Here is a 12,221-nt window from a genome sequence, read left to right as displayed (position 1 = left end):
TTTTGCGTGATGGGTTCGTAGCGCCGGACCTCACGAGGCAACCAGCATCACGGTGTGCCCGACCCCCAGTGCGGGATGAGCCTTCAGGGCACTTCGCACGAGATAGTGACGCAGCGCCGACATCCGAACCAGGCGACCCAGCAGCCGGTAACGCACGCTGTTGTCGATCAGGCGTGGACGGTAGAGGCCGGATCGCGTCAACGCATGGTAGGCCAGCGTTGTGGCATGCCATTCCTTGTGAAAGTCGGCGACGGGTTCGTGCCAGATATCGGCCTTGTGCAAGCCTTCGCTATGGGCCAGTTTGGTCAGGGCGCGGTCGGTCCAGCGGGTGACGTGGTGCGGCGGCATATTGAGTGGCGAGTTCGGTGCGATCGCCAGGAAGCTGTCCTGCGCCGGAACGGCGATCATCAGGGTGCCGCCGGGTTTCAGCGCCTGGACACAGGCGTGAAAGAACTGTTTGGGACCGTCGACATGCTCGAGCACCTGGAATGCGCACACGACGTCGTAGCGCCTGCCTTCGTCCGCATGGGCTTCGACCGGCTGCTTCCTGACGTCCAGTCCGGCCGTGCGCGCCTTTTGTACGGCTTCATCGTTGAACTCGAGGCCGCTATAGCGGACCGATTCCGGCAACCAGGCCCGGAACGCTCCCTTTCCACAGCCGACTTCCAGCAGCGAGCTGCCTTCGCGGACCAGCTTCGCCGCGTAGGCATATTCGGGCTTCGCATCCTGGTAGTACCATTCCTGGGTTTGCAACTGCTCGTAGAATTGACCGTCGCCCACGCAGATCGGGTCGAAGAAGCCGAGCTCACAACGGTTGCAGTGGCATAGGGTGATGCTGCTGCCGGGGAGATAGGCGCTGACGTCGATGCCTTTCTGGCGGTAGCTGCGGATAAGGTCTTGCCGGTCCACTGACTCGACCGCTTCGGTATCATCCGCATGGCATGCAGGGCAAATGCGCTCAAGCATGACGTCCTTTCAGAATTGAGGTAGGCAGGGGCGTGTCGATGTGCTGTGAGCGTAGCAAGCTGTGAACGTTCAAACTTGCCCACCCTCAAACGTGCGCTCTTCTGGCGCGGGGAACGGTGCATATGAATTAGATCAGCAGATGCTCCCGCCAATGCTCTTGCCGCTGACAAGATCGAACCCAAAGCTACATGTGTAGGTGTTCTCCTTGCCACGTGTGCAGCTAAGATTTTCCTTATCTCTACTACGAAAGCGTGTTGCGCGTCCTTCGCTGCACACGTCTTTTTTATCCGGTCCGATTGCCTCAAAAATCTGCTTGGCGGCGTCGCCTTCGATAGAGAACGCTATTTTCTTATCCTTCGACGTGGGAGTCGCGGGGTCGCCAAGTCCCCCACCGTATATCCAATATGATGCGGTTGCCTGCTTATACAGTCCAAGGTCGTCAGCGGCTAATGTGGCCGGGAGCATAAGCACAAGGAACAGTGGATAGAGCCGCTGAATATTCATTGTCCGCCTTTGGTCAGTTCAACATGGAAGTGGTCGTTGTGGCCCCGAGCTGGTCGGACACCCACAATGGTAGTGTCATTGAAGAGTATTCGGTGAACGAATGGATGACGCTGAAATAGACTGATAAACAAGGCGGTAGCTGCTCGATCGTATTGGCCGTCAAAGATGCTGCATGGCGTCTCGCGACCGTCTTTTCTCAAACCGCGCACATCAACTTGAAGCCCATTTTGATGTGACCGATGTGGCTTGAATTCAGTACCATCGGCAAGGCTTATGTTTCCAACTCCGAACTTACGAACATCGAACTGGCTCCATTGATTTGCTACCGAAAGCAGCATCGTAATCATTCGCGAATGTGCGTACTGCCCTTGGCCGCGTCCTGGTGTTCCGTAGGTGTAGTAGCCGCCACCTTCGTATTTTTGCGGCAGGATGAAAAAACCTCGTTTGTCCTGAAACGGTATCTCACTCATCAACTAGCTCCAGATAGGCAGTTTGGCTCCAAACCCACTGTAATAAAACGGTATGGCCGAGCGCTGATGAAAAGCAAGGAGCATGGATACGGGCGAGTGCACAAAATCAATCTGGCAAACGACCCGAGTCAGCAGGACGCCTGGACGAATGGGAATGATCTACACTAGGTTGGCTTTTTAATCACATGGGCAGGTTTGGCTTGTTGTCCGATCCGGTCCTGTCCCGCCCGTGCCCTTCCTAGGAGAATCTAATGCGACGTATGACCAAAGTTCTTGCCGCTTGTCTATTCCCCCTCGCCGCCGTGCCGCTCGCGCATGCTGCGATGCAGGCCGCAGCGCCGGCAACCTCGGCTGCTGCGACAGCCTCGTTCACGTTGCCTCAGCTTCCTTATGCTGCCAATGCGCTCGAACCCGCCATTGACGCGCAGACGATGACGCTGCACCACGGCAAGCACCACCAGGCCTACGTCGACGCGCTGAACAAGGCTGTGGCTGCCGACAAGGCATTGTCCGGCCAGACGCTCGAGCAACTGGTGGCAAAAGCGGGTACGCATCCTGCCGTCATCCGCAACAACGCTGGCGGCCACTGGAACCACACGTTCTTCTGGAAGACCATGGCTCCGCAGGCACAGGCAGGCAAGCCTTCCGCAGAACTGACGAAGGCCATCAACAGCAGCTTCGGCTCGATGGACAAGTTCAAGCAATCGTTCAAGGAAGCGGGCACCAAGCGCTTTGGATCGGGATGGGTCTGGCTGATCGTCGACAAGGATGGCAAGCTGGCCATCACCTCGACGCCGAACCAGGACAATCCGCTGATGGATGTCGCCGAAGAGAAGGGCATGCCAATCCTGGGAAACGACGTCTGGGAACACGCGTACTATCTCAAATACCAGAATCGCCGTGCCGACTATCTGGACGGATGGTGGAGCGTCGTGAATTGGGCAGAGGTCTCGCGCCGCTATACCGAAGCCGCAGCCCGCAAGTAATATCGGACGCATGGCTCGCGGCGTGATTGGGTACGCCGCGACCTGTACTGCAAGCGGATGGCGGCGCTCGGCGCGCCGTCCGCGATCAATCCACGCGCGCCTGCCCGCGCAGCCACACCAGGCTCGATGCGGCGTAGTTCATCACCGAGATATGCCCGTCGTCCGGCCGCTGCCACAGCTCGGCCCAGCGGCAGTGCTGCGCCAGCCATTCGCTGTGCGCCGCCGGCACCACGCGATCCCGCATCCCATGCACGAACAGCACCGGACAGGCGATGTGCGTGCAATCGAATCCCCATGGCGTCACATAGGCGATATCGTCGTCGATCGCGCCGTCAGGCCCCTTGGCCATCGCCGGTCCCACCACGCTGTCGAACCATGACCACGGCCCCGCCAGCGCGTCCCAGTCTTCAGGCGTGAACATCTCCCGGTCGAACGCGAGCCCGAGCGCTTCATGATAGGCCTTGGCCGCGCGCCCCTGCGCCGCTGCGCGCAGCCCCGCCGCACCGTATGCGCCCATGCCTTTGAACCAGTCGAGTCCTTCCGCATCGGGCGGCGCCAGGCCAGCGATGCTGACCGCGCCCACTACCCGCTCGGGCAGCAGGGCGGCGCAGGCCAGCGCGTGCGGCCCGCCGCCCGAATGCCCCATCACCGCGAAGCGCCGGATGCCCAGCCGGTCGGCGATGCGCTCGACGTCGAAGGCCGCCGAGGCGACGTCCCGCCCGCTGCGTTCCGACGAGCCGCCGTAGGCGGGGCGGTCGTAGCCGATCAAGCGAATATGCAACTGCGCCGCGAGCGCGAACAGCGGCTCGGGCGGGCGGCCGATGTTGGGCGTGCCGTGGTGCCAGAACACGGCCAGCTCCTGCGCGCCGGGCGGCGCCAGGTCGTAGAAGTGCAGCGTGCGCCCGTCGCCGAGCACCAGGTCTTCTTCGCGCATCGTTCGCCTCTCAAAAAAGGGTCGGCCAAAAAAAATGCGCCGGTGGACCCAGTGTGGTCCTCCGGCGCGTTCATGTCGAGCGCTTGCCTGCTTACTTATTTGGCAGCGCGCGCCTTGCCGAACGGATCGCCTTCCTTCCACGCCGGCATCTTTGGCGCGTCAGCCACCGCGCGGCCCAGGTTCAGCGTGTACTGCGCCTGCTGCACCATGCCCGACAGGTCCCAGCTCGGATCGTATTCGTCCGACGCCTGGTGGTACTTGTCGCGGTAGGTCGCGGCCTTGGCGTTGTTGGCTTCGACGTCCTTCACCCAGCTGCGGCCCGCGCCGACCGAGAATGCCGGCACGCCGGCCTTGGCGAAGCTGAAGTGGTCGCTGCGGAAGTAGCCGCCGGCCAGGTCAGGCTTGGCCGGCGCCACGGTGAGACCCATCGCCTGGGCGGTGGCGGCGGCCATCGCGCCCAGTTCGGTGCGCTCGCTGCCCGGTACGCTGACATCCTTCACCAGGCCCACCCAGTTCAGGCTGTCCAGGTTCAGGTTGGCGGCGGTCTTCGCGACTGGCCACAGCGGCTTGGCGACATAGGCGGCGCTGCCCAGCAGGCCCTGTTCTTCGGCGGCCACCCACAGGAACATCTGGCTGCGCTTGGCCGGATGCTTGACGGCTTCGGCCGCCATCGCCAGCAGCGCGCCGGTGCCAGATGCGTTGTCGACCGCGCCGTTGAAGATGGTGTCGCCTTCGGTGCCTTGCTTGCCCATATGGTCCCAGTGCGCGCTGTAGATCACCACTTCGTCTTTCAGCTTGGGATCGGTGCCCGGCACGACGCCGGCCACGTTGAACTCTTCGAGCTTGCGCACTTCTGCACGCGCGGTGCCTTTCAGGCGGGCCTTGAGGGTCACCGGCTTGAAGTTCTTGTCTTCGGCGGCGGCGCGCAGTTTATCGAGGTCCTGGCCGGCGGCGGCGAATACCTTGCGCGCGGTGTCGTCGGTCATCCAGCCTTGCAGGCCGGTGCCCACTTTGCCTTCGGTGAGCTGGAAGCGCTCGGCATTGGCCCAGCTGTTCTGCACCACGCTCCAGCCGTACGAGGCCGATTTGTCGGTGTGGATCAGGATGGCGCCGGCCGCGCCCTGGCGCGCCGCTTCCTCGAATTTATAGGTCCAGCGGCCGTAGTAGGTCAGGCCTTCGCCGTTGAAGCGGTTCGGCTCCGCCGCGGTCGGCATCGGATCGTTCACCATCATCACCAGCACCTTGCCCTTCAGGTTCATGCCCTTGAAGTCGTTCCAGCCGCCTTCTTCCGGCGCCACGGTGCCGTAGCCGACGAAGACCAGGTCGGCGTCCAGCTTGTGGTCGGCCTTGCCGTCGCCCGGGCCCCAGACCCAGTCCGCGCCGAACTGCAGCGGCAGCGCCTTGCCGCCGGCCGAGATGGCGATATCGCTCTTGGCCGGCAGCGAACGCACGCCGGCGATCTTGACCGCCTGGCGGAAGCTGTTGCCGTTGCCCGGCTTCAGGCCCACGGCCTTGGCCTGGGTCTCGAGGTAGGCGACGGTCATCTCGCCGCCGCGCTGGCCGGTGCCGCGGCCTTCCATGGCGTCGTCTGACAGGTGGGCCAGGTGGGTGCGCAGCGGCGCTTCCTGGACGGTTTGCGCGTGGGCCGGATAGGCCAGGGCCAGGCTGCCTGCGAGGGCGGTAAGGACGAGGGAAGAGACGAATTTGTGCATGGAATCCTGCGACGTAGTTAGTCAACGCGTTAATCGGGAAGGGCACGTTCGTGGCGTGCGCGGGACATTCTATGACAAGTCTTCAATAAAATCGCAGGATATCGGTCGACATCGTCGCTCCCAACGGCGCCGGTAAATACGGGGCATCTGCGCCGCGCGGCGGCAAAAGATGCTGCGGCAGGCCGGGCATGCGCTCCTGCACCGTGATCGCGAAGATCTCGTGGGGCGCGGTCTCGATCTCGAACCGCATTAGCCGGTCTTCCATCCCGTACAGCGACAGCATCCATGGCGCTTCCTTCGACGTGAGCGGCACGCCGTCGAGCCGCGAGCGCAGCGCCTTGGCGCCCGACATGCGCAATTCGATATGCGGCGCGCGGTTCCGGGAGCGCACCGTGAATTCTCCCAGCCGCACCTTGCCGACGCTGTTGCGGAGCAAATAGCATTCGGGGAAAGCGATCGCATCCTCGCGCGGCGCTTCGGCATACCACTGGCGGGGACTGTTCCAGCCGAAGACTTCGACGAAGATCGTCGGCTGCCGGCCGGGGAACAGCTGCTGGCGCCAGTCGTCGAGCGGCTGCTCTGGCAGCAGCCAGTAGGCGCGCCAGGTGTTCATGTCCTTGTAGTAGACCAGGCGCTCGATGCCGGCCGATGCCGATGCTGGCGCCCCCGTAGCGCGCGGCGCCGCCTGTCCCGGCAGCGCGAAGCAGGCGGCTGCCAGCAGCGCCAGCACGCCGGCGACGGCCGGCGCGATGGACAGCATGAGCAACAGGCTGGCGAAGCACAGCATCGGCAGCGCCATCAGCATCGGCGGCAGGTACATGTGGTGGGGCGCGAGCAGGAGCCAGGCATCGCGCAGCGCCGGCGGGAACAGCGCGGCGGCAGGCGCCAGCCCGGCCACCAGCATCAGCAGGCGCAAGGTGAAGGCCTGGCGCTGGCCCCAGCGCGAATGCAGCGCCAGGAAGGCGGCGAGCGCCGCTGCCAGCGGCCAGGCCAGGACATGGGCGGCGCCGGGCAGGAAGAAGGCGACCGGCAGCAGCACCAGCGCCGGCCAGGCCAGCGCGCCAAGCACCGTCGCTGCGGCTCCGGCATTGCGCCGCAACAGATACAGGCCGGCGACGAAGGCGCAGGCCCCCACCATCAAGACCGCCAGCGGCAGGCGATGCTCGCCTGCGAGGCCGGCGGCGGCCACTTCCTCGCGCCAGTTCCAGCTGCCGATGCGCACCGCGAGCAGCAGGAAGCACACGCCGAAGGCGCCTTGCGCCGCCTCGAGCGCGCCGTCCGCGCCGAACAGGCGGCGCCAGGCAAAGGCCAGCATCAGGCAAGACAGGATGGTCGGCGCCCACGTCAGCCAGATGGGGTAATGGATCGGGCCGACGATGGGCAGCGAAAAATAGGCGGCGGCCGACTGCGCCCCGCGCATCAATGGCGTGCCGCCGTAGTTGCGCGCCAGGCGCAGCATCGCGTCGCCCAGCTGCCGCGGCGCCGCTTCGCCGCCGGCGAACAGCAGCACGGGCGCACCCAGTTCGGCCAGCGGGCCGATATGCGGCGCGTCGTTCAGCATGCGCCCGAACAGCGTCTCGAGCGAGGAGCCGCGCAGCTCGGGCGCGGCGCGCATCCAGCCTTTGAACGCCGCGCCGCCCGCGCCGCTGGTCTCGGCCATGCGCAAGCCGGCATCGGCGCCGCCATCGAACTTGAGCGCCAGGCCGATATTGGGCGCCAGCGGGTGCTGCTCGACGAAGCCCTTGGCGCCCAGCGCGCCGACGTGGTGGCCGTCTGCGAACAGCAGCACCACGTCGTTGGCGGGCGGCGCCGCTTGCAGGATGCGCGCCGTCTCGAGCAGGGCGGCGCCTGCCGCCACGCCGCGCGCTGCGTCCTGCAGGGCATTGCCGCTGTCGTAGTGCGTCGCCAGCAGCAGCGCCGGGCGCCGCCCCGCATCTGGCGCCGTGCCGGGAATCCTGGCGACCACGTTATGGACCACGCCGATCGTGTTGTGGATGCCGCCAAAATAATAGACGACCGACTTGCGCACGGTGGCGCGCTGCACTGCCGGCGCCAGGCCCATCGCCCGCAGCTGCGACAGCAGGTAGGCGCGCGCCTGGGCATTGCCCGCGGTCGCGATCGGGCGCGGGCTGGACGCCAGCACCCGCATATGGTCCTGCATATGGGTGTTCCACCGCTTCGCCGCGATCTCTGCCGCCGGCTCGGGTGGCGCCGGCCGCGTCAAGGCCATCCAGCCCAGGCCTGCCAGGACGGCCAATCCCAGGCAGCCGGCAAGGGCGTGCCTGAATCCGGCCAGGCGTATCGCCGGTATCGGTGCGCTTGCTGCATCCATGTGTTCTCTCTCCATTATTGTCGTGGTCGAACGGAATCGCGTCCACGCAGGCGTCTATGCACCTGTCATAGGGCGAAAAAAAAGCCCGCCGGGTGAAGATTGGCGGGCTCAAGAGCGGAAACGGTTTATTCGAGTGTCCAGACGTAGGCGAGCTGCGCCCACCCGGCTTCGGCTGCGCCGGCGTTCATCGCCGGTTGGAATTTGCACAGGCTCAGGGCATTCACGGCAGCGCGATCGAGGTCACGCGAACCGCTGGAAGACTGGATGCGGGAGTCCTGCACCCGGCCATCGGCTCCGACCAGCAGCGCCAGGGTCACGGTCCCGGTCTCGCCATTGCGCGCGGCGCGCATCGGATAATCCGGTTTGGCGCAGCCGTTGGCATCGGCCAGCACCGCGCTGCGCATCTGGCCGCTGTTCGACGACGGCTCGGCGGCCGGTTGCGGCGGGGCTTCGGACTGCGCCTGCTGGACCGGTTCCGGCGACGGCTCGGTGCTCGCTTCGATGACCTGTTCGGGTGGCGGCTCGGCGATGTCCACTTCCACCTTCGGCACCACGACTTCGGGCGGCGCGGCCTTCACTTGCGGCTTGGGCGGTTCGGGCGGCGGGGCCGGCGGCGGGACTTCCGGCTGGATCCACACCAGCTTGTCTTCCAGCATGGCGGGCAGCGAAAGCGACTTGGCGTTCATGGTGCTGATGACGCCCATCGCCACCAGGACGTGCAGGCCGGCCACCAGGGCGAACTTGCCGGCCTTGCCGCCAGCGCCTTGATTGATGTCAGAAAAATGCATGGCAACCTCCTTTATTTGTCCCGTTGCCCATTGGGCCGCCGGGTTTCACTACCTTGGAAGAATGCATATCTACAGCTCGTTGGAATCAATATATGCTATGTCATAGCAATTTGCAAATCCATAATCTAGTAAATTTGTTTCCAGTTGTGTGTGCGGCAGCGTACCAAGCAAGCCTATTCATAGGGTGGACGGCTCTGCCGTCCACGCGTCCAGCCAAAGGAAGCATCCCAAATTGGTCGACGACAAACCCGCGAATCCCTCCCCCTTTCCATTCGCTTTCCCGCCCCTTGTATGAAATAATTCCCAACTGTGCCGTGGCTTTGTCGCCCCGGCTCCCGCAGCGCCAGCCACTGGCAAAGCACACCGGCTATACGCCAGGAGAATCAAATTGGCAGAACAGAACAAACCCATCCGCATCATGCTCGCGGATGACCACCCGATCGTCATGACCGGTTTCGCCATGTCGCTGGAAGCGGCGGGCATGCAGGTGGTGGGGCAGGCCAAGACCCCGAGCGAGGCGACTGCCCTGTACGCGGCCGAGCACCCCGACGTCGCCGTGCTCGACATGCGCTTCGGCACCGAGCTGACCGGCATGGACGCGGCCCAGGCCATCCTCAAGTCCGACCCGTCGGCCAAGATCGTCTTCCTCAGCCAGTTCGACCAGGACAGCCTGATCAAGGAAACCTACCGCCTGGGCGCCCACGCCTTCGTCACCAAGGACTGCGACCCGGCCGACCTGGCCACCGCGGTGCGCCACGCCCACGAGGGCAAGCTGTACTTCCTGCCGCATATCGCTTCGCGCCTGGCCAGCATGGCGGTGCGCGGCGAAGTCACGCCGCAGTCGCAGCTCGACGAGCGCGGCCTCGAGATCTTCAAGTTCATGGCCGAGGGCATGACCAATGCCGAGATCGCGGAGCGCCTCGACCTGTCGACCAAGACCATCAGCAATATCAGCCAGTCGATCAAGGAAAAGCTGGGCGTGCACCGCCAGGCCAGCATCACCCTGCTGGCGGTCAAGCATGGCCTGATCGAGCCCTGACGCGATGGCCATCCTCCTGCGCCGAGTGCGGCACCGCAGGCGCGCCCCCGCGCTGGCGCCGCTGCTGGTCCTTGCCTTCATGCTGGCGCTGTCCGCCGGCAGCGTCCACGCTGCCCAGCAGGCCGAGCGCGAGCGCGAAGAAGCGCAGGGCTACCGCTTCCAGATCCTGACCGGCGACGACAGCGCCGTCACCCACCGCATCGCCGACGACCTGTACAAGCGCCTGGTGCCGACCTTCGCGGCGTTTCGCACCGAGCTGGCGCAGAAGCGCCGCATGCTGTACGTGGCGATCGGTCCGACCGCGCTGCGCGATGCGCTGTCGCGCCGCTGCGATTGCGTGGTGATCTCGGCCTATACCTCGAGCCAGGTGTGGCGCACCCTGACCGCGCGCCTGCCCAAGCCGCGCCGCATGGCCATGACCGCCATCTACGCCGAGCCGGCGCCGAACGACCAGATGCGCCTGGCCGAACTGCTGTACGGCCGCCCGGTGCGGGTCGGCGTGCTGCTGGGCCCCGATACCGCCTTCCTGCGCCCGGTGCTGAACGACGCCACCGAGATCCAGATGTACGACCCGGGCGACGACCTGAATCACACGCTGGGCAGCATGACGCGCGCCGAGGCCCTGCTGGCGCTGCCCGACAGCGACATCTACAACGCCGAGAACGTGCGCAATATCCTGCTCTCGACCTACCGCCGCAAGCAGGGAGTGATCGGCTTCTCGGCCGACATGGTCAAGGTCGGCGCGCTGGCCACCACCTATTCCGAGATCGAGGAGATCAACGCCCAGGTGGCCGAGCTGGCCGCCGACTTCGTGCGCACCGGCGAACTCGATCCGCCGCAGTTCCCGCGCTACTTCCGCACCATCATCAACGAAGGCGTGGCCAGTTCGCTCGACCTGCGCGTGACTGACGCCGCGCGCAACTTCGCGCGGCGCGCGCCGGCCCTGCAATGAACCTGCGTTTCTGGCGCGGCTGGGGGATCGGACGGCGCATGGCCGTCATCACCATGCTGCCGGTGATCCTGCTGTTCACTTCGTTCGTCTGGTATTCCTGGTATGCGCACCGCGCCCAGGTGGCCGAGGAACTGGCCGAACGCGGGCGCATCCTGGCGCGCGCGCTGGCCGAGACGTCCGAATACAACGTCATCTCGGGCAACCTGTCCGACCTGCGCCTGACCATCAACGGCCTGGTGCAGTCCGACCGCAGCATCTATAAAGTCGACGTGATCGACGGCAGCGGACGCGCCGCGGTGCGGGTGGTGTCCGAGTCCGCCAGCGATGCCCAGGCCCACTACTACGAAGCGCCGATCCGCAAGCAGGTGGTGTGGATCAACCTGTTCTCGGACAACGGCACGCCGCACGTGTCGGCATCGAGCGATTCGCGCCCGCCCACCCTCACCACGGAGGTCGTCGGCTGGGTGCGGGTGACGATGTCGCCGGCGAACATGATGGCCAAGCAGACCGACCGCTTCCAGATCGAGCTGTCGATGGCGGCGCTGGCGCTGGCCGCCAGCGGGATCCTGGCCTGGGTGCTGGCGCGCTCGCTGATCGTGCCGCTGCGCGAGGCGATCGGCACCCTGCGCCAGATCCGGGGCGGCAACTACCGCGTCCATCCGCCGGTGACCACCGGCGGCGAGATCGGCGAGCTGCAGGCATCGATCGGAGAGATGTCGCTGGCGCTCGACGAATCCAAGCGCGACCTCGAAAATAAAGTGGCTGAGCGCACGCGCGACCTGCTGGCCTCGCGCAACGAGGCGCTGCGTGCCGACGCCGACAAGCGTAAACTCATCCAGAAGGTCAACGAGATCATCGAGGACGAGAGGAAGAGCATCGCGGTCGAGATCCACGACGAACTCAATGCTTCCCTGATCGCGGCGCGCCTCGAGGCGCAGTCGATCGGCCTGCTGGCGGCCAAGGCCCCGCCCGGCCCCGAAGTCGACGAGATCCGCCGCAAATCCGAAGCCATCACCAAGCTGGCGCTCGACCTGTACGCCAACGGCCGGCGCCTGGTGCGCCGCCTGCGCCCCGAAGTGCTCGACATGCTGGGCCTGCATGGCGCGGTGGAAGAGATGGTGCGCCACTACGACACCACGTCCGGCTGCCGCTTCGACCTGCACAGCGAGGGCGACTTTGCGCGCCTGTCGAACGAGCTGGCGATCTCGGCCTACCGCATCGTGCAAGAGGCGCTGTCCAACGTCATGAAGCACGCGGCCGCGCGCTCGGCCCACGTCAGCCTGCTGCTCGACGAAGGCAAGGGCATGCTGCGCATCCGCGTGGTCGACGACGGCGCCGGCTTCGACACCGCCAGCGCGTCGGAAGGCATCGGCATCATCGGCATGCGCGAGCGCGCCTATGCGCTGCACGGCACGATCGAGGTGCGTTCCAGCCCGGGCGAAGGCACCGACGTCGCGATCGCGCTGCCGCTCAACCTGCCGGTCCAGGCGCCAGCCGTGCCGACGGGGATTTCTGAAGCATCAACCTCACAACGATAA

Annotated in this window: 10 protein-coding genes; 4 read left to right on the top strand and 6 right to left on the bottom strand. The window is 65.4% G+C overall.

Annotation, left to right across the window (positions count from 1 at the left end):
- Positions 1 to 30: 30 nt before the first annotated feature.
- Positions 31 to 966 carry a bifunctional 2-polyprenyl-6-hydroxyphenol methylase/3-demethylubiquinol 3-O-methyltransferase UbiG gene (locus E8M83_RS05850; protein ID WP_137172437.1) on the bottom strand — a complete coding sequence of 312 codons (936 nt, stop codon included), beginning with the start codon at positions 964 to 966 and terminating at the stop codon, positions 31 to 33.
- A 500-nt stretch (positions 967 to 1,466) separates the two neighbouring features.
- Positions 1,467 to 1,940, bottom strand: coding sequence for a penicillin-insensitive murein endopeptidase (locus E8M83_RS05840; protein WP_137172435.1), 474 nt, complete (start codon positions 1,938 to 1,940; stop codon positions 1,467 to 1,469).
- A 323-nt stretch (positions 1,941 to 2,263) separates the two neighbouring features.
- On the opposite strand from E8M83_RS05840, the gene E8M83_RS05835 reads away from it, so the two are divergent.
- On the top strand, positions 2,264 to 2,926 hold the full coding sequence (locus E8M83_RS05835; RefSeq protein WP_206077438.1) for a superoxide dismutase: 663 nt from the start codon (positions 2,264 to 2,266) through the stop codon (positions 2,924 to 2,926).
- A gap of 85 nt (positions 2,927 to 3,011) precedes the next feature.
- Here the strand turns inward: E8M83_RS05835 and E8M83_RS05830 are convergent, their stop codons facing one another.
- The 4 genes from E8M83_RS05830 to E8M83_RS05815 all read right to left on the bottom strand — a co-directional run bounded on the left by E8M83_RS05830 (position 3,012) and on the right by E8M83_RS05815 (position 8,692).
- The gene (locus E8M83_RS05830; protein WP_137172434.1) at positions 3,012 to 3,860 is read right to left on the bottom strand and encodes an alpha/beta fold hydrolase; all 849 of its coding nucleotides are present in this window, start codon (positions 3,858 to 3,860) and stop codon (positions 3,012 to 3,014) included.
- A gap of 95 nt (positions 3,861 to 3,955) precedes the next feature.
- Positions 3,956 to 5,572 carry a M28 family peptidase gene (locus E8M83_RS05825; protein ID WP_137172433.1) on the bottom strand — a complete coding sequence of 539 codons (1,617 nt, stop codon included), beginning with the start codon at positions 5,570 to 5,572 and terminating at the stop codon, positions 3,956 to 3,958.
- Between the two features lie 82 nt (positions 5,573 to 5,654).
- A complete protein-coding gene (locus tag E8M83_RS05820) occupies positions 5,655 to 7,904 on the bottom strand; it encodes a M28 family peptidase (protein WP_137172432.1) in 2,250 nt (749 codons plus the stop codon).
- Between the two features lie 125 nt (positions 7,905 to 8,029).
- A complete protein-coding gene (locus tag E8M83_RS05815; RefSeq protein WP_137172431.1) occupies positions 8,030 to 8,692 on the bottom strand; it encodes an energy transducer TonB in 663 nt (220 codons plus the stop codon).
- A gap of 388 nt (positions 8,693 to 9,080) precedes the next feature.
- Here E8M83_RS05815 and E8M83_RS05810 point away from each other — a divergent pair, with 388 nt between their 5' ends.
- The 3 genes from E8M83_RS05810 to E8M83_RS05800 are packed head-to-tail and all read left to right on the top strand — an operon-like array spanning position 9,081 to position 12,221.
- Complete coding sequence (locus E8M83_RS05810) at positions 9,081 to 9,731, top strand: response regulator transcription factor (RefSeq protein ID WP_137172430.1); 651 nt, start codon at positions 9,081 to 9,083, stop codon at positions 9,729 to 9,731.
- Between the two features lie 4 nt (positions 9,732 to 9,735).
- Complete coding sequence (locus tag E8M83_RS05805) at positions 9,736 to 10,683, top strand: hypothetical protein (RefSeq protein WP_137172429.1); 948 nt, start codon at positions 9,736 to 9,738, stop codon at positions 10,681 to 10,683.
- Positions 10,680 to 12,221 carry an ATP-binding protein gene (locus E8M83_RS05800; protein WP_137172428.1) on the top strand — a complete coding sequence of 514 codons (1,542 nt, stop codon included), beginning with the start codon at positions 10,680 to 10,682 and terminating at the stop codon, positions 12,219 to 12,221. The genes E8M83_RS05805 and E8M83_RS05800 overlap by 4 nt, the downstream gene beginning before the upstream one ends.

The organism is Massilia sp. HP4 (assembly GCF_005222695.1).
GTDB lineage: Bacteria > Pseudomonadota > Gammaproteobacteria > Burkholderiales > Burkholderiaceae_D > Telluria.
The sequence above is the reverse complement of the archived record's forward strand: the minus strand, read 5'-3'. Positions and strand labels throughout refer to the sequence as shown.